This window comes from Thalassospira lucentensis MCCC 1A00383 = DSM 14000, from assembly GCF_000421265.1.
GTDB lineage: Bacteria > Pseudomonadota > Alphaproteobacteria > Rhodospirillales > Thalassospiraceae > Thalassospira > Thalassospira lucentensis.
The window spans coordinates 213525-231937 of the sequence record NZ_ATWN01000007.1 but is presented as its reverse complement, the minus strand read 5'-3'; the positions used below and the strand labels follow the sequence as shown (position 1 = coordinate 231937).

13 protein-coding genes are annotated in these 18413 nt (G+C 54.0%); 3 read left to right on the top strand and 10 right to left on the bottom strand.

The window, feature by feature from the left end; genetic code table 11:
* Window positions 1-66: 66 nt before the first annotated feature.
* Both K355_RS0115645 and K355_RS0115640 read right to left on the bottom strand, forming a co-directional pair.
* On the bottom strand, window positions 67-1437 hold the full coding sequence (locus K355_RS0115645; protein WP_022733098.1) for an ABC1 kinase family protein: 1371 nt from the start codon (window positions 1435-1437) through the stop codon (window positions 67-69).
* Between the two features lies 1 nt (window position 1438).
* Window positions 1439-3214 (bottom strand): M3 family oligoendopeptidase, encoded by a 1776-nt coding sequence (locus tag K355_RS0115640; RefSeq protein ID WP_022733097.1) that lies wholly within the window; start codon window positions 3212-3214, stop codon window positions 1439-1441.
* 446 nt (window positions 3215-3660) lie between these two features.
* Here K355_RS0115640 and K355_RS0115635 point away from each other — a divergent pair, with 446 nt between their 5' ends.
* Window positions 3661-5481 carry an AMP-dependent synthetase/ligase gene (locus K355_RS0115635; RefSeq protein ID WP_022733096.1) on the top strand — a complete coding sequence of 607 codons (1821 nt, stop codon included), beginning with the start codon at window positions 3661-3663 and terminating at the stop codon, window positions 5479-5481.
* 8 nt (window positions 5482-5489) lie between these two features.
* Window positions 5490-5915: a P-loop nucleotide/nucleoside kinase family protein gene (locus K355_RS0115630; protein ID WP_022733095.1), complete on the top strand. Its 426-nt coding sequence runs from the start codon at window positions 5490-5492 to the stop codon at window positions 5913-5915.
* Between the two features lie 9 nt (window positions 5916-5924).
* Here K355_RS0115630 and K355_RS24145 read toward each other — a convergent pair whose 3' ends face one another.
* Entirely contained in the window at window positions 5925-6734 is an 810-nt protein-coding gene (locus K355_RS24145; protein ID WP_081649531.1) for a DUF4197 domain-containing protein, read from the bottom strand.
* A gap of 125 nt (window positions 6735-6859) precedes the next feature.
* Complete coding sequence (gene clpB, locus K355_RS0115620) at window positions 6860-9451, bottom strand: ATP-dependent chaperone ClpB (RefSeq protein ID WP_022733094.1); 2592 nt, start codon at window positions 9449-9451, stop codon at window positions 6860-6862.
* Window positions 9452-9795: 344 nt separating this feature from the next.
* On the opposite strand from clpB, the gene K355_RS0115615 reads away from it, so the two are divergent.
* Complete coding sequence (locus K355_RS0115615; RefSeq protein WP_022733093.1) at window positions 9796-10560, top strand: MOSC domain-containing protein; 765 nt, start codon at window positions 9796-9798, stop codon at window positions 10558-10560.
* Between the two features lie 107 nt (window positions 10561-10667).
* On the opposite strand, the gene K355_RS0115610 is transcribed toward K355_RS0115615, so the two are convergent.
* The 6 genes from K355_RS0115610 to hisS all read right to left on the bottom strand — a co-directional run bounded on the left by K355_RS0115610 (window position 10668) and on the right by hisS (window position 18286).
* On the bottom strand, window positions 10668-12251 hold the full coding sequence (locus K355_RS0115610) for a type IV secretory system conjugative DNA transfer family protein (RefSeq protein WP_022733092.1): 1584 nt from the start codon (window positions 12249-12251) through the stop codon (window positions 10668-10670).
* A gap of 281 nt (window positions 12252-12532) precedes the next feature.
* Window positions 12533-13390: a DUF4167 domain-containing protein gene (locus tag K355_RS0115605; protein WP_022733091.1), complete on the bottom strand. Its 858-nt coding sequence runs from the start codon at window positions 13388-13390 to the stop codon at window positions 12533-12535.
* A gap of 292 nt (window positions 13391-13682) precedes the next feature.
* A complete protein-coding gene (prmC, locus tag K355_RS0115600; protein WP_022733090.1) occupies window positions 13683-14597 on the bottom strand; it encodes a peptide chain release factor N(5)-glutamine methyltransferase in 915 nt (304 codons plus the stop codon).
* Between the two features lie 4 nt (window positions 14598-14601).
* Window positions 14602-15684 (bottom strand): peptide chain release factor 1, encoded by a 1083-nt coding sequence (gene prfA / locus K355_RS0115595; protein WP_022733089.1) that lies wholly within the window; start codon window positions 15682-15684, stop codon window positions 14602-14604.
* Window positions 15681-17036, bottom strand: coding sequence for a glutamyl-tRNA reductase (gene hemA / locus K355_RS0115590; protein WP_022733088.1), 1356 nt, complete (start codon window positions 17034-17036; stop codon window positions 15681-15683). The genes prfA and hemA overlap by 4 nt, the downstream gene beginning before the upstream one ends.
* 8 nt (window positions 17037-17044) lie before the next feature.
* Window positions 17045-18286 (bottom strand): histidine--tRNA ligase, encoded by a 1242-nt coding sequence (gene hisS / locus K355_RS0115585; protein ID WP_022733087.1) that lies wholly within the window; start codon window positions 18284-18286, stop codon window positions 17045-17047.
* Window positions 18287-18413 lie beyond the last annotated feature (127 nt).

The following is an 18413-nucleotide window of genomic DNA, read 5'->3' as shown; positions in this document are numbered from 1 at the left end:
TCGCGATTCTGAAACGGTTTTGGACGAATCGCCACACACCCACCACCAACCGTTTGCGCCTTTTACTTATGGGCGCTCCAGCCCAACCGACCGAAGTGCTGCATCCTGATTGGCCGCAAGCTTGGCCGGATCAAAATCCCCAACAAGGTCATGGAACAGCTGATACCAGTTCACATGCGCATCAAGCCTCAGGAACACCGCGCCAAGCCCCACGGCCGCCCGATCCACCAGAACAAACTCACGCGGCGGCTTTACCCCGCCAACGGCTTTAAGTTCCTTGTGAACTTTTGCCGCCACCTCCGCGCCATAGGCGACCGAGTTGGTTTCACCCATTTTGCGTTTGCGATCATCTAAAATCGGGCCATAGACAAAGCTGGCCCAGATGTTGAGCACATCAATCAATTCACGCGACGGATTTTCAAAGCCCCAGCTTTCATAAGCCGAAACCGCCTTGTCCTCATCTCCGTCACGCAATGCTTCATAAAGAGTCAGCACCGCGTGCACGAAATCGGGTTTAAAAATGCGGATACAGCCGAAATCAAGAAGGTTCACCGACCGATCTTCGCGCAACGTATAATTGCCCAAATGCGGATCACCATGGATCACGCCATACCGATAAAACGGCACATACCATGCGCGGAACATATTAAGGGCGACCTGATTGCGCGCATCCTGATCGGCATCACTATCAAGGAAACTTTGGAATTTCTGCCCGGTTTGCCAGGTCATGGTCAGCAACCGACTGGTGGTAAGTTCATCCACTGGTTCTGGCACATGCACCGCACTTTCATCAGCCAGCATGTGGCGATACAGCCGCATGTGTTTTGCTTCGCGCTTGTAATCAAGCTCTTCGCGCAGGCGGGCGGAAAGTTCTTCCTGAATGTTTTGCGCATCAATCGCACTGTCGTAGCGTTTATAGATCGCAAAGGCGGCACGAAGCTGTTTGAGGTCTGCTTCCACGGTGGCGGACATATCAGGATATTGCAGCTTGCACGCAACTTCGCACCCATCGGGCATGGTTGCCTTATGCACCTGACCAAGGGATGCGGCCGCCACCGCCTCGCGGCTAAAATCGGTAAAGCTTGATTGCCACCCAGCACCCAATTCGCTGCGCATCCGGCGTTTGACAAACAGCCACCCCATGCTGGGTGCGTCGGCCTGAAGGGTTGCCAAGGCCTGGGTATATTCCTTGGGCAGGGCATCGGGGATGGTTGACAGGATTTGTGCAACCTTCATCAACGGGCCCTTAAGCCCGCCCAGTGCAGATGTCAGTTCGGCGGCGTATTTGGCATGATCAACGTCGCCGCCGAACACTTTCCCGGTGGCAAGGCGCGCGGCCAGCTTACTGGCCGACGCCCCCACCCGTGCGTAACGACGAACCCGTCCGCCAAATCGATTTTCTTCATTTGGCGCGGTATAATCGTCGTCGTTACTCATATCAGGAAAGCTCCTCCAGCTCGTCGATCATGCGTTTGATCATGTTAAGCCCGCGCTGCCAAAAGGCCGGATCAGATGCATCCAGACCAAACGGTGCGAGAAGTTCTTTATGGCGCTTGGTGCCGCCGGCTTTCAGCATATCAAGGTATTTCTGCTGGAAACCGTCTTCGGCATTTTCATAAACGTCATAAAGCGAATTGACCAAACAATCGCCAAACGCATAGGCGTAAACGTAAAACGGTGAATGGATGAAGTGCGGAATATAGGACCAGTAATATTTGTACTCGTCCTCATAGCGGATCGCATCACCCAGACTTTCATGCTGTACGGCAATCCAGATGTCGCAGATCTCATCGACCGTCAATTCACCTTCACGGCGTTTTTCATGAACGCGTTTTTCAAACTCAAAGAATGCAATCTGACGCACGACCGTGTTGAGCATATCCTCAACCTTGCCCGCCAGCATGATGCGCTTCATCTTCGGATCGGTTTCTGCGCGCAGCATCGACTGGAACGTCAGCATTTCACCAAACACCGATGCGGTTTCCGCCAGTGTTAGCGGCGTATCAGACAGGAAATACCCCTGCTCACCAGCCAGAACCTGATGCACGCCATGGCCCAATTCATGCGCCAGCGTCATCACATCACGTGTTTTCCCGTGATAGTTCAACAGCAAATAAGGATGGGCGGACGGCACCGTCGGATGGGCAAAGGCGCCCGATGATTTGCCTGCACGCGGCGGCACATCAATCCATGGGTTATCAAAGAATTTCTGACCAACTTCGGCCAGTTCCGGCGAAAATTCGCCGTATGCCTTAAGCACGGTCGAACGCGCCGTATCCCAATCAATCTGGCGATCATCATCATCCGGGAGTGGCGCATTACGGTCCCAATAATCAAGCTGATCGACACCAAACCATTTGGCTTTCAGACGGTAATACCGATGCGACAGGTCCGCATGACTGTCTTTCACCGCGGTATTAAGCGCATCGACAACTTCGTCTTCGACCTGATTGGCCAGATTGCGCGATGACACCGGGGTGGCAAACTTGCGCAGGCGATCGTCAATTTCCTTGTCTTTGGCAAGGGTATTGGTGACATGCGCCAGAAGTTTGATGTTTTTACCCAAAACATCACCAATGGATTTCGCCGCAGCTTTGCGTTCGTCAACCTTGGTCGAGGACAGCATATTGGCGACATCTGACATGGTCAGCTCTTCGCCGTTGATCGGAAAACGAAGCTCGGCCATGGTTTGATCAAACAGGCGCACCCATGCGGCCGATCCGGCCACACGGCGTTCATGCAAAACCTGCTCGACCTCATCTGAAAGCTGATGCGGGCGGAACGCACGGTTTTCATCGAGGAACGGACGATACCGACGAAGTTCTTCGCTTTGGGCGTATTTGGCGTCAAGCGATGCGTCGTCAATGCGGTTGATCTCAAGCCCAAAGAACAAGGTCAGGCTCGAAATGCCGGTCATTTCCTCTTGAACCGACTGATAGAACTGACCAATTGCCGCATCCGAGCTATCCCCGGCATACAGCAACTGCGCATATGATCCGATCTTGCCGCAAATTTCGCTGACGGCTTCATATTCGGCGATGGCTGTCATCAGCTCATCCCCGGTCAGATCATTCAATTTGCCCTGAAAGCTTTTCTGGAACGCTTGCGAGCGGGACTTGGCATCATCAAGATCGCGCCGGATGGCCGGGTCTTTCGGATCGTTATAGAGATCAGTCAGATCCCAGGTCGGCAAATTCTTGTTGATCGCGTTCATTTGTCCTCCAGACGGTCGGCGTTATGTATCTTGTGCGCTGCATCTTATGGGTTGGGCAGGCCAATGCGCAACGATCATATATGACGCGCATGCGGCCTGTGCCAGTCCCTATGCTCAGACCAGTCGTTATATCCGGCCTTGTCTTGTTGCTGAACATATAAGTCATGATGCGGGCTGCAACCAAGATCACACCTCCGATTGCCCAAATCGGTGTATTATTTCTGTACGCCAGATCACAAGATTGCGATTTCATGACAGGGATTGTCATTTTCCGGCTGCGAAACGACTTAATCCCTGATAACAAAAAGAAGATGGATTGCGCCTGTAGATTTCGCCGCTACATCGTGCGCATGCCACCATGATCTCTCTCACGCGGATCACGTATCAAGTGACTTGAAATCCATCTGATGCGATAAATAGAAACGAAAACAAGGCAAGGAAACGTCATGACAAGCCTGCAGGATTATGCCAACTGGCAGAACTTGCCCTCGATGTTTTTCGAAAAAGCCCAGACATACGGCGACGCGCCGTTTCTGTGGACCAAGGATAGCGAGACAGGGGAATTTGTCGCGACCTCATGGGCGGAGGCCGCAGATCAGGTGCGCGCACTGGCCCGGTCGCTCTATGACATTGGGGTGCGCAGTGGCGACCGTGTTTTGCTGGTGTCGGAAAACCGCACCGAATGGGGCATTGCCGACCTTGCCGTGATGTGTGTCGGCGCCATGACTGTTCCGGCCTATACCACCAATACCGAGCGCGACCACTTGCACGCGATCGAAGACAGTGGTGCGGCGATTGCCATCATTTCGACCAAAAAACTGGCCCAACCCTTTTTGCATGCCGCCCTTGATAGCGGGCGCTGCCGTCATGCGATCATGATGGAAGAATGGGGCCAAAGCTTTGTCGGCGATATCACCATCACCCGCTGGAGCGACGTCATCGCCAAGGGCCGTGGCCTTTTACATGATATTGACGAATGGGTTGCCAACATCAAACGCGATGATCTGGCCTGCCTGATCTATACATCGGGTACCGGTGGCGCGCCCAAGGGCGTAATGCTGTCGCACGGGGCGATCATATCAAACTGTATGGGCGCGTTTGATATCATTGAAACGCTTGGCATCGGCGAAGAAGTATTTCTGTCATTCCTGCCGCTGTCACATTCCTACGAACATACTGCCGGGCTATATTTCCCGATCAGCATCGGCGCACAGATTTACTACGCCGAAGGCATCGACAAGCTTGCCGCCAACCTGACCGAAGTCCGCCCGACCATCATGACGGCTGTGCCGCGTCTTTATGAGATGCTCTATCAACGCATGAGCCGCATGGTCGAAAAAGAAGGCGGCATCAAACAAAAACTGTTTGAACTGACCCTTCGCCTTGGTCGCAAAACCTACGAAGGTGAGCATCTTGGCCTGATTGAAAAGCTCCAGAACTTTGCCTGCGAGATTTTACTGCGCCGGAAACTGCGTCAGCGTTTTGGCGGCCGAATCAAGGCCATGGTATCAGGCGGCGGGCCGCTGAATTACGAACTGGGCGTTTTGTTTGTATCGTGTGGCATTCGTATCCTGCAAGGATACGGCCAGACCGAATTTGCCCCGGTCGTTTCGTGCAACCGTGCTGAAAACAACAAACTGCGCACGGTCGGCCCGCCCATGGTCGGGGCCGAAGTTCGCATTGCCGATGATGGTGAAATCCTTCTGCGCGGCGAAAGCATGATGAAGGGATACTGGAACCTGCCCGACGTGACCGCCGCGACGATTGTTGATGGCTGGGTTCAGACAGGCGACATTGGCAAGTTCGATGAACAGGGCAGCCTGATGATCACCGACCGGAAGAAAGACATCATCGTCAATTCCGGCGGTGACAATATTTCGCCGCAGCGGATCGAAGGCCTGATGACCTTGGAAACCGAGATTTCCCAAGCCATGGTCTACGGCGATGACAAACCGTATCTGGTGGCGGTGATCTGGCCGGACGAAGATTTCATGCGCGAATTTGCCCGTGACAATTCGATCAACAATGACATTGACGAACTGTCGCAGAATGACACGTTCCGCAAAATTATCCGCTCCGCGATTGACGGGGTGAATACCCGCCTGTCGACGATTGAAAAGGTGCGCAGCTTTATGTTCGCCGAGGCCGCCTTTGGCATCGACAACGAAATGCTCACACCATCAATGAAAATTCGCCGTCATAAAATCCGCGATGCCTATGGTCAGCAGCTAGACGGGCTGTATCAACGCAAACGCAAAGGGCAGTAACCGTCACGATGGGCTCCCCCGATGACGGCAAACAACAAACCCTGACCCTGATCCGCGGCCTTCCCGGATCAGGGAAATCAACCATGGCCACTGCCTTGGCCGCGCAGACCGGTGCGAAGCATTTTGAGGCCGATCAATTTATGGTCGACCGGGCGGGGAAATACCGGTTCGATGCGCGAAAACTACGCGATGCCCATCAGCACTGCGAAACCGCATGCGATGAGGCCCTCGGCACCGGCAACAGCGTCATTGTTGCCAATACCTTCACCCAGATATGGGAAATGCAGGCCTATCTCGACATGGCAGACCGCCATGGCGTTGCCCTGCAAGTCATCGAATGCCACGGCCAGTTTGACAATATCCACGACGTGCCGGTTGATAAGATCAAGGCGATGCAGGACCGCTGGGAAGCCCTGCCCGCCAAATATCGCTAAGGTTTGATCTTAATTCGCGGCGGAAAACACCTTTTTGAGCACATCCGTTGTCCAGCGCGCCGGGTCACTGCGAATATCGGCTTCCTGAAGCGCGATATAATGGAACAACCCTTCCATTGCCTTATCCGTCGCATGATCGGTCAGCGACGTTTTCAAATCGGGCACAAACGGCAACGTATCATATTGCCCAACCATCTGATCATACATCGAAAGTGCCCCGGTATCGGCCAGGGCATCGGTAATCACCGGGCGCAGGCGGGCTTCGATATCGGTCCCCGAAACGCGACGGAGATAGCTTGTCGCCGCGTCATCCGGCCCGCTCAGAATGCCCTTGGCATCCTCAAGGGTCATTTGACTGACCGCATTGACCAAAATGTCACCGGCCTCGCTCATGGTATCTTCCGCCGCACGGTTCATGCGCAATTCGATTTCATCGGCATAGCTGCCAAGTCCGGCCTTATTCATCAATTGCTGTGCGGTTTTCACACTGTCAGGCAGGGGAATATGCGCCACCGGATCGGCATTAAAGCCATCCTTCACGCCAAGCTGGGCAGTCACGGCCTCAACACCGGCATCAAGTGCCTGTTTTAGGCCCTGCTCAACCGTGTCTGCCGACAGGGCAGAAATGGCCGAATTGCCCGCAGTTCCAGAAGACGTACTCCCACTGCCATTTTGCTCCATGACATCGCCCAGCGCGTCCTTTGCCTTGTCAAAAAACGACTGCGCCATCACCGGCGACGCGATGCCGCCTGCCATGATCGCAATGGCAAATGTCACGGCACCCACGCGCACCGCCGAATGGTTTTTCAAAAGCTGCATTTCATATCCCGGTCTGTCATATGTGTTTACTGGCGATTGTTACATGGTGGCCAATAATCATGGCCCGAAAAAGACAAAACCCCGATGCGATGATCGGGGTTTTGCATGTATGCGGTTAGGCCACGTTATTCAACGACATCGACCTTTTTACCATTCAGCAAAAGATCGGAACCCTCGGCAGAAACCGGGACTTTATCGCCATCCTTGATTCCACCTTCGAGGATCTGCATCGCCAACGGGTTTTGCAGATACCGCTGGATCACGCGCTTAAGCGGACGTGCGCCATAAACCGGATCATAACCCTTTTCCGCCAGCCAATCCTTGGCCGCGTCATCCAAAGCCAGATCAATCTTGCGATCGAACAAAAGCTTTTCCAAACGGCTAAGCTGGATTTCGACAATTGTCCCCATCTGCGCGCGTTGCAAACGATGGAACAAAATGACCTCGTCCAGACGGTTAAGGAATTCTGGCCGGAACGACGCCCGGACAATTTCCATCACCTGACTGCGAAGCTCGCCACTGTCATGACCGGCTTCCTGATTGGCAAGGATCTCACCACCTAGGTTCGAGGTCAGAATAATCAACGTATTGCGGAAATCAACAACACGCCCCTGCCCATCGGTCAAACGCCCTTCGTCAAGCACCTGCAAAAGGACGTTAAACACATCTGGATGCGCTTTTTCGACCTCGTCAAACAGGATCACCTGATACGGACGGCGACGGACCGCCTCGGTCAAGGAACCACCTTCTTCATAGCCGACATAACCCGGAGGTGCGCCGATCAACCGTGCGACGGCGTGTTTTTCCATAAATTCGGACATATCAATCCGCACCATGGCCTGTTCATCATCAAACAGGAACTGCGCCAATGCTTTGGTAAGCTCGGTTTTACCCACACCCGTCGGACCAAGGAACAGGAACGACCCCATCGGACGATTCGGATCCTGAAGGCCCGCACGTGCCCGGCGCACCGCATTGGAGATCGAGCGCACGGCTTCATCCTGACCGACCACCCTTTTTCGCAGGGTGTCTTCCATTTCAAGAAGCTTTTCGCGTTCACCTTCCAGCATCTTGTCCACCGGAATACCTGTCCAGCGTGACACGATGGATGCGATGTGCTTTTCAGTCACCGCCTCTTCCTTCATGCCATCGGCCTGATCGTCCTCGGCTTTTTCAAGCAGACGTTCAAGGGCGGGGATTTCTTCGTATTGAAGCTGCCCGGCACGATCAAGTTTGCCATCACGCATCGCACGTTCAAGTTCACCACGCGCGATATCAAGCTGTTCCTTGATATGGGTCGATGCCGCCATTTCGGTTTTCTGTGCTTCCCACTTCGCAGTCAGGGATGCCGAACTGCTTTCAAGGGCCGACAGCTCCTTATCAAGGCGACCAAGGCGATCTTTCGATGCCGCATCGTCTTCTTTCTTAAGCGCTTCACGTTCGATTTTAAGTTGGATGATCCGGCGATCAAGTTCATCGATTTCTTCTGGCTTGGAATCAAGTTCCATGCGCAGCCGCGATGACGCTTCATCCATCAGATCAATCGCCTTGTCGGGCAAAAACCGATCCGTGATATATCGGTTCGAAAGCGTTGCCGCCGCGACCAAAGCTGCATCGGCAATGCGAACCCCGTGATGAAGTTCGTATTTATCCTTGATCCCGCGCAGGATCGATACCGTGTCAGACACGGTTGGCTCAGACACAAACACCGGCTGGAACCGCCGGGCAAGGGCCGCATCCTTTTCGATGTGCTTGCGATATTCATCGAGTGTAGTTGCACCGATGCAGTGAAGCTCACCACGTGCCAACGCCGGTTTCAAAAGGTTGGAGGCATCCATCGATCCTTCGGCCTTACCCGCCCCGACAAGCGTATGCAGCTCGTCAATAAACAGGATGACTTCACCGGCCTCGGATTCAATTTCGCTTAGAACCGCTTTCAGACGTTCTTCAAACTCGCCGCGGAATTTCGCCCCGGCAATCAATGCGCCAAGGTCCAAAGACAGAAGCTTCTTGTCCTTAAGCGTTTCAGGGATATCCCCCTTCACAATGCGCAAGGCCAGGCCTTCGGCAATCGCGGTTTTACCAACACCGGGTTCGCCGATCATCACCGGATTGTTTTTGGTCCGGCGTGACAGGACCTGAATGGCACGACGGATTTCCTCATCCCGGCCAATCACCGGGTCAAGTTTGCCGTCGCGCGCCGCCTCGGTCAGGTCGCGGGCGTATTTTTTCAACGCGTCATACTGGCTTTCGGCACCGGAACTGTCGGCCGTGCGGCCTTTGCGGATGTCATTGATCGCACCATTAAGCGACTGCGCGGTCACACTGGCATCGGCCAACACCTTGCCCGCCGTTGATTTCGGATCAAGGGCAATGGTCAACAGCAACCGTTCCGCCGTGACATAACTGTCACCGGCTTTTTTGGCGACCTCCTGTGCCTGATCGATCAGGCGGGCAAATTCTGATGAAAGGTAAATCTGACCATTCCCGCCGGAAACCTTCGGCAGTTTGGCAAGCTCCTGCGCACAGCGTTGCTGTGCCAGTTTGGGGTTGCCCCCCGATGCCTTGATCAGATTGGCTGCCAGACCTTCTTCATCGTCCAGCAGCACCTTGAGAAGATGGATGGGCACAAATTGTTGATGGTTTTCCCGCAACGCCAGCGATTGCGCAGACTGAAGGAAACCTTTGGACCGATCCGTAAAGTTTTCAAATTCCATTCCTGTCACTCCTTGAGCCAACAGTGTTTATGAGATGTGGACCTTCTTGGAAGCATCCACGGCGTAAGCGATGAAGAAATTATAGATTTTTTCACCGCCGACCACTTTGATATGTCTCAGTTTAACCCGTTTGCAAGCAGATACCCCTACAAAAGTTGCAAGAATTAATTGTGCACCGCAACACGATTTTCTGTCATTGTTACAGTCTGCGTGAAAACGACCTGAATTTACTGCGAAAGCAGGGGTTGCCCAGCACAAAACAACACATTAACGTCACGATAAATCCATGCTGGCTCGCCCAAATTTAAACGGCATGGACAATGCGCCATACAGGAAACAAGACAATGACCGTCGAGCTCAAAGCCATCCGACGTTACCCCGTCAAAGGGATGCCCGGGATTGATATGCCCAAAGCCACCATCACCGCCCACAAAATGATACCCGATGATCGGCGTTTTGTGATTGCCACCCAGTCGTCAACGGGGCAGGACGGCGTGCATGAGTGGGCGCGCAAAAGCAATTTCCTGCAATTGGTCAACACCCCGAAACTGGCCGAGCTTGGCACCGAGTATGACGACGCCACATCAACCCTGACCGTCATGCGCAATGGCCGGGCAATCTGCAAAGGCAAACTTGATGACGCCATGGGCCGCACCGTCATCGAAGATTTCCTCAAGGCATTCCTGAAAAACGATATCGCCGGCACACCGAAAATCTATTCCGTTCCGGACACGCAGTTTGGCGACATGAAGGAACCCTATATTTCGATCCTCAATCTGGCCTCGATCCGTGATTTCGGCGAACGCATTGTTCAGGCCGAAATCGATCCGATGCGTTTTCGCGGCAATCTGCTGATTGACGGGCTGGCGCCGTGGAAAGAACTGGAATGGGAAGAAGACCAGATCATCAAGATCAATGATGGCACCTTCCGGGTTGTTCACCCCATTACGCGCTGCAAAGCCACCAGCATCAACCCCGATACCGCTGTCTCGGATATCAATGTGCCGTTGATGCTGCGCAAAGGGGTCAATCACCTTTATATGGGCATGTATATTGAGCCCGTCAGCGATGCGGTCATCGCACCGGGCGACACCGTAACCATCGCCTGATCTTATCGAACAAAATAGCCGCCTGTTAAAACGCCTGATCTTTTGCTGCGATGAAACGCAGTTCAGGGTCAGGCGTTTTCTTTGATCGCAAGACCTCCGGTTGGCGCCTAATTAAAGGTCGGCGCGTGAACGGCAATCCCGGTAAACAGTTCATCATGATACCAGTCAATCCGGTGCGCCTTGATCGGCGGCACCCCCTTGCGGAACAAAATTTGTTCCTCTTTGGGGAACCGTGCGACTTCTGCTGACCGCAAGATTGGCTGAGCATCCTGTCCCTTTAAATGAACAGGACGGTCTGTCGAACTGCCGCCCCCCGTATCATCAAATTTTGACATCGCCGTCAGGCCAGCCACCCAATCAAGGTTGAATGCCCCATCCTGACTAAGTACTGAAATGGCATCCACCCGGCCCACAACGTTTTCCCAGTTCAGACACACATCCATCAAGGCACTGACACCGCTAAAGCCCGGCCAGACGATCATGCCTTCGCCGTACCCACCGCCCAGCAAGCGTTCAAAAAGTGGCATGCGCCCAACACTTTCGATCCCGTCCATCAGCACAAGAAACTCGGGGTCACCGCTTTTCCAGTTGCGCTGATTGAGCATATTCATCATCCCGGCCAGCATGACGCGGCTAAAGGACGGCTGAACATCGGGCGTATCCCCGCCCACCTGACCAATCACAAAAATCGAAACCGCACTGCTGGCAATGTCGTCAATGTCAAAGCTGCTTTTGCTTAGAACGCGCGAAATTTGCGGATTATCAAACTCTGCGGTCGACGCACGACAGGCTTCGATGATCTTCATACGCTGATCTTCGGTCATATCAAGGATATTAAGCGCAACGTCTGAAATCCGGCCGTCGGCCGATTCAATATTCATCAATTCTTCAAGGATTTTATAAAACCGGTGCGACGGCATGATCAGGTTGCGGCGAACCTCACCAAGATTACGGTTTTCTTTCGGGCTTGTCCGGATCGTATGAACAATAAACCCCTGCAAAAGCGAACGCGCAATGCGCACTTCCTGCTCGTCAAGTTCCTGAACAAACATCGGGGCTAACAACGTATCGGCGATCAAACCGGTATCGGTGATCATGCCCTCGCCCTGCTGGCGGATGAAATCAAACGGATTAAACTGATCTGACTCAAAGCCGCTCTGACCATGCGGGTCAATGACAATCAGGTTCTGACCAAGCTTCTTGCGCCGATCATGAATGGCGCGAAAAATGCTGCCATTGCGTTCATAAACAAACAGATTTCCGGTGTGAAGCAACGCGTTCGGTTCTGCTGATGCCCGGTAATATTCTTCGGGCGATGTCGAAAATGTCAAAACACGTTTAAGCCCGGATGCCCCGATAAGGCTTTTGTCATCGCCCCAACGGCCAAGAACCATTGATGGATTGCTTTCAAACATTTTGCGCGCGTTCAGATCTTCACGCTTTGCCCACTGGCCTTCGGCCTTTGCTTTGGCGGCCTGTGCCGGTGACATGGATTTCTTGTTTTTGCTTGGGGATGATCCCTTCATCCGGTTCAAGGCAATCACCACAACAGGAAGGAACATTGGAATGATGAAGCAGACCGCACCAAGAAGCGCTAACTCGTAGTCGCCGTTAAACAACCCAAGAGCAACAACCATCCCGCCAAGCGCCCAAAGCAGCACCATGACGACGCGAAATAAGCCAGTCCCCATCAAAGACTCCCAAGTAGTGGCAATCTGCACCACGCCAACCCATCGCCGCATTGCGGTCATCTCGTCACTTATTATGTGTGACGTTGGTTAAACTGATACCAATAATAATCAACGGTTGCACGGTTTATTCGGCTTTATAATCCAAAGTTTTACACTGCATTTTATCCGCAACCATACCCACAAGGTGCCGCGAAAAGCACGCACCGCACACAGCAAAACACCCCCGCAGATCTATTTCTGCGAGGGTGTTTTTACGTAAAAGATATCAGGTGTTATTCGTATCAGGCCGAAACGGGTTCGGAACCATCATCAGATACGGTTTCACCACCTTCGCCGTCTTCATCACGACCAGCAGCCCGGCTGCGCCCGCGACGTGCGGTCGGATGACGCCCACGTGTGCGGGTCGTGCCGCTTGATGCGCGACGCGGTTTCTTTTCTTCACCGTCCGAACCGGCATCCTGCCCTGAATCCTGAGCCGTGCTTTCACCATCAGATGAAGAAGCAACTGGCGCCGAGGTTTCAGCCGAAGAACCGGCATTGGCATTGGGACGATCGGAGCTCACGGCACCATCGGAATTTTCAGGTCTGCGGCTACGGCTGCTACGACTGTCCGTACGGCGTGCACGTGGTGCACGTTTCGGTTTGTCTTCTACGCCATCAGCGGATGCAGGTGCTGTATTTTCATGGCTGGCGTTTTCACTGTTTGCGGACGCGTTTGACGGAGTGTCAGACGTTGCCGCATTTTCAGTGTTTTCGCCCTGATCATCACTTTGATTGGACTGGTTTTCGCCGCGGCCATCACGATTAACGTGCTGATTACGCGGGCGATTATTACTATTGTTGTTGTTATTATTGTTATTACTATTATCGCTGCCGCGTTCGTCGCGACGCTGATTTTCCCACTCCTGCGCAGCTTGCAGGATGCGATGGTAATGTTCAGCATGCTGGTAATAGTTTTCAGCCAAAACCGGATCGTCGGTGCAATCCTTGGCCAGAGAAACGTATTTCTCTTGAACCTGTTGGGCATTGCCGCGAACGCGTCCATCTGGACCGTTGCTGTCAAAAGTTTGAAATTTAGGATTTACTGGACGTTTATTAGGCTGTTGCCGTCCGCGCGGACGTTTATTGTTATTTCTCATATCAACATGACTTTGGTGTTGAAGGACAATCCGGTGACATCATCGGCCCCGGAACCACTCCGTCTGAAAAACATATTTCCCGCTAAACAGCACCGATCAAACGGTCTCAAGACAAATCAACCAAGAACCTAATCAGGAACGGAGATTATTAACTGTTTACTGGGGAACACGGCGCTTTCATAAGCGCGTCGGGCACCCGGCCCGTTCAAACCAACCTATATGGCTTGTTCGGTTATTCCAACTGTTTTTTTCAGTACCAAACGCTTTTTTTCACATAGGACATATGCAAAACTTAAATCACGCAGCGTCCTACGGAACAACGGGTTTTCTTTGCCGCGACGCAACGGACAATTCCGCCCAGATCTTCGCGGTGTTCAACACCGACAAATCCCGCCTCGACAAGCATGCGGCCAACATCATTTTCCTGACCGCGCCCGATTTCAAATATGACAAATCCCGCCGGTTTGGTCAGATCATACGCCACCTGCGCCAATATCCGATAGGCCGCCAATCCGTCGCCTTCATCGGTTAAGGCACGACGCGGATCAAACTTCTGTACTTCCGGGCTAAGCATGTCCATCTCGTCACGCGTGATATAGGGCGGGTTTGACATCACAAGGTCAAACCCCTCGGCCCGTTCCCCATCGCTAAGTGCGCGCGCCCAGTCCGACACCCGAAATTCGGCCTGTTCGGTCATATCAAGTGCGCGGGCATTTTCACGCGCACAGTCAACCGCCCCTTCGCTGATATCAAGGCCGATGCCCGTTGCGCCTGGCAGATCGCCAAGTGTCGATAACAACAAACACCCGGTCCCCGTCCCCAAATCAAGAATGCGCGGCGCATCCGCATCCTCAAGAAAATCAATCGCCCACTCAACAAGCGTTTCACTATCGGGGCGTGGTTCAAGCGTATCAGGGGCAAGTTTGAAGGTATGGCGCCAAAAGTCGCGCTCGCCCAGAATCCGTCCAACCGGTTCATGTCGGGCCCGGCGCGCAATCATATCGCGAAATATTGCGGCCTTTTCGGGCGCAACGTCATCTTCGGGCCATGCGGTGATCCGGCCACCATCCACACCAGCCGCACGTGCCAGCAAAATACGCGCATCCATACGCGCATTTTCGATCCCGGCGGCGTTCAACGCCGACACCCCATCGGCCATCAAGGCACCAAGGGTCGATCCATCATGCTGCGAAGTACTGGCCACCATCCCCTCAACTTTCGATTTCAGCCAGTTTCTGTGCCTGCTCTTCGGAAATCAGCGCATCAATCATTTCATCAACTGACGGGCCACCGGCAATGAAATCATCAAGACGATAAAGGGTCAGGTTAATACGATGATCCGACACGCGTCCTTGCGGGAAGTTATATGTCCGGATGCGCTCGGACCGATCCCCCGACCCGACTTGCGATTTACGGTCGGCGGCACGTGCGGTGTCCTTGCTTTCGCGTTCCTGATCATACAGGCGCGACAGCAGCATCTTCATCGCTTTTTCTTTGTTCTTATGCTGGGATTTTGCTTCCTGACTGGCCGCAACCACCCCGGACGGAATATGGGTAATCCGCACCGCACTATCGGTCGTGTTGACGTGCTGGCCACCCGCCCCTTGCGAGCGATAAGTATCAATCCGCAGGTCTTTTGGATCAATGCGGATATCAACTTCTTCGGCCTCGGGCAGAACCGCGACTGTTGCCGCAGACGTATGAATGCGCCCGCCGCCCTCGGTAACGGGCACACGCTGCACGCGGTGAACGCCACTTTCAAACTTCATGCGGGCAAATACGTCCGTGCCCGACACATTGACAATGACTTCCTTAAACCCGCCAAGATCGTTTTCGCTGGCGTCCATTTGTTCGAACTTCCAGCCGCGCCCTTCGGCATAACGCTGATACATCCGATAAAGGTCGGCGGCAAACAGGGCGGCTTCCTCGCCGCCCGTACCGGCGCGAATTTCAAGGATGGCGTTTTTACTGTCCGCACTGTCCTTGGGGATCAGCATCAGCTTAACGGCGTGTTCGGCCTCAGGCAGCTTGTCCTGAATTTCGTATTTTTCCGCCTCGGCCATTTCGCGCATATCGCGATCGCCATCCGGGTCAGCCAGAATTTCCTTGGCATCATCCAGATCGCTCAGAAGCTTTGTATAGACCCCAATCGCCTCAACAATCGGCGACAGCTCCGCATGTTCACGTGACAGTTTGACAAAGTTGTCGCCATCAAGCTCGCCGCTCGACAGTAGGGAGTTGAGCTCGTCGAACCGGCGTACGACGCCATCAAGCTTACCAAGGTCCAAACTCACTCTTTATTCTCCTGTTCGGGGTCGGTTGGGGTGTTTTTATCGCCAACCGGTTTGTCATCAAGTTCAAATAAGCGCGCCAACAGTTTCTGGGCCTTCACCCATTCGACAGTGCCTGCACCATCCGTTGTCGTCGCCAGATCTTTTAGGGCCTGGGTCGGCGTATGCAACAATCGATTGATCAAAAGCCGCGTTGCCTTTTCCGCATCCCCCTGGCTTTCGTTTAAAACATCAGAACGCACCGTTTCAAATCGTTTGCGCAAATCTGCAATTGCCGGAACGGCGGCCCGCTGTGCACGGTCGCGCACAAACCTGTCAAGTTCCGCCTCAATCAGGGCCCAGGCTTCTTCGGCCTTTTGTTCACGGCCACCGCGCCCTTCGGCGGCGATATTTTCAAGGTCTTCGATCCGATAAAGGAAAACCTCGTCAATCTCATCGACCTGCGGGTCGATATCACCGGGCACAGCCGTATCAATCATCAAGACCGGGCGATACCGGCGGCGTTTGACCGCCGCCAACGCACGATCCCGGTCAATCATGTAACGCCGCGATCCCCCCGCAGTCAGAATAAGATCGGCCTCTGCCATCAGACGATCAAGGTCTTCCATTTCCGACCAATGGCAATCAAGACGGCGCGCCACAAGACGGGCGCGTGCGGCCAAACGATCCGTCACCAGAATGCGGCCAATGCCCCGTTCGGCAAGCGATGCGGCAATCAATTCGCCCATGTCACCGGCCCCTGCCAGCAACAGGGTGCAGTTTTTAAGATCACCATGTAAATCGCGCGCCACCGACTGGGCCGCCGCCGCAATTGAAACAGCCCCCTGTCCGATGCCGGTTTGATTGCGGACCTTTTTGGCAATGGCATAGGCCGCCTGATAGACCAGTTCAAGCTCACGCCCGACAAGCTCATGCTTGCGCGCAATCCGATGCGCATCCTTGACCTGCCCGAAAACTTCCGGCTCGCCAATCACCAGACTGTCAAGGGATGCCGCCACCGCAAACATGTGGCGCAGCGCATCGCGGCCCGAACGAATATAAAGCTCGGCGGCCAGTTGATCCCGATCGACATCCGCCCAAAGCGACATCAAATCAATCAACCGTTCCCGGCCGCGTTCGGCCTCGGACGCCAACAGATGGATTTCAGTACGGTTGCAGGTCGACACCACAACCGCCTGCCCCAAACGGGCTTGGGCAATCGCGGCCAAAAACTGTGGCAGGCGGGCTTCGTCAATGAACAGACGATCGCGGGTATCTTCGCTGGACCGCCGATGATTGGTGCCGATCACCAAAAGGCGATCTAGCGGCCAATCCCCGGCATCTTCATGCGAAATCCCGTCTGCCCCGTCTGTCACGCCTTAACTCATCCTTTGCTGATCACGCCAGCCAGTTGATCAAGGGCCACTTCGCGCTGTTCGCTGCTATCAAGATCGCGCAACTGGGCAACACCGTTTGCCAGTTCATCATCACCAAGGATCACCGCCATACGGGCATTGGCCTTGTCTGCCCGTTTCAGGCGTTTTTTCATATTGCCGGAATAGCCAAGCTCAACCGCAATACCGGCTTCGCGCAACGTCTGGGCCAGTGCACGGCATTTGGCTTCGGCAGCATCCCCCATCGGAATAAGCGCCACCGGGCGCGGACCTGCCGGGGCTTGCCCAACCATAAGGGCAAGTCGTTCAACACCTGCTGCCCAGCCAACACCAGCCGTCTGCGGGCCACCCATGGTCGAAATCAGCCCGTCATACCGGCCTCCGGCCATAACGGTTCCCTGCGCACCAAGAGTGTTGGTCGTGAATTCAAAACAGGTATGGCAATAATAATCCAGCCCGCGCACCAGACGCGGGTTCAATTCATAATTGATCCCGATATCGCCAAGCCCTTCGGTCAGACCCTTGAAGAATTCCTTGCTGTATTCGTTAAGGTACTCGGCAAACAGCGGCGCATTGGCCACCAGTTCACGGTCGCCTTCATCCTTGGAATCAAGGATACGCAGCGGGTTCTTTTCAAGACGATTGCGGCTGTCTTCCGACAACTTGTCAAAATGCCCCTTGAAATAATCAACCAGAACGTCGCGATACGCCGCACGGCTTTCCGGATCGCCAAGCGTATTCAGCTCCAGCGTGATGCTGTCCCAAAGACCAAGGGTTTTAAGGATATGCGCGCCGTACCCGATCATCTCGATATCGCCGGCCACCTGCTCAACACCCAGCAGTTCGGCACCGATCTGGTGGAACTGGCGCTGACGGCCCTTTTGCGGACGCTCATAACGGAACATCGGGCCGTAGTAACTGACCTTGACCGGGGACATCTGCTGCATGCCATTGGACATATAGGCCCGCGCAATACCGGCTGTTCCTTCGGGGCGCAGGGTGATCTGTTCACCACCGCGATCTTCAAAGGTGTACATTTCCTTGGTTACGACATCGGATGTATCGCCAAGGGTCCGGGCAAACACGTCGGTAAATTCAAAGATCGGCGTGGTCATACGCTGATAACCATACAACTCGCCAATGTCGCGTGCGGTATTCGCGATATGATCCTGCAATCGGTTCTGTTCAGGCAGAAGGTCATGCGTACCACGGACGGGTTGAAGCGATGCCACTTTGGGTCTCCGATCTTTCTTTAAATCCAGCAATTTGCCCACAAGGCAATTGTGTGCAAATTCATGCGAACATGAAAATAGCTTTCCGCCGGTGTGGCGGAAAGCCAAAACTGATCAATACAACTTT

Coding starts and splice junctions, on each gene's coding strand:
- K355_RS0115645 (WP_022733098.1), bottom strand. CDS start 1,437: ATGAGTAACGACGACGATTATACCGCGCCAAATGAAGAAAATCGATTT.
- K355_RS0115640 (WP_022733097.1), bottom strand. CDS start 3,214: ATGAACGCGATCAACAAGAATTTGCCGACCTGGGATCTGACTGATCTC.
- K355_RS0115635 (WP_022733096.1), top strand. CDS start 3,661: ATGACAAGCCTGCAGGATTATGCCAACTGGCAGAACTTGCCCTCGATG.
- K355_RS0115630 (WP_022733095.1), top strand. CDS start 5,490: ATGGGCTCCCCCGATGACGGCAAACAACAAACCCTGACCCTGATCCGC.
- K355_RS24145 (WP_081649531.1), bottom strand. CDS start 6,734: ATGCAGCTTTTGAAAAACCATTCGGCGGTGCGCGTGGGTGCCGTGACA.
- clpB (WP_022733094.1), bottom strand. CDS start 9,451: ATGGAATTTGAAAACTTTACGGATCGGTCCAAAGGTTTCCTTCAGTCT.
- K355_RS0115615 (WP_022733093.1), top strand. CDS start 9,796: ATGACCGTCGAGCTCAAAGCCATCCGACGTTACCCCGTCAAAGGGATG.
- K355_RS0115610 (WP_022733092.1), bottom strand. CDS start 12,251: ATGGGGACTGGCTTATTTCGCGTCGTCATGGTGCTGCTTTGGGCGCTT.
- K355_RS0115605 (WP_022733091.1), bottom strand. CDS start 13,390: ATGAGAAATAACAATAAACGTCCGCGCGGACGGCAACAGCCTAATAAA.
- prmC (WP_022733090.1), bottom strand. CDS start 14,597: ATGGTGGCCAGTACTTCGCAGCATGATGGATCGACCCTTGGTGCCTTG.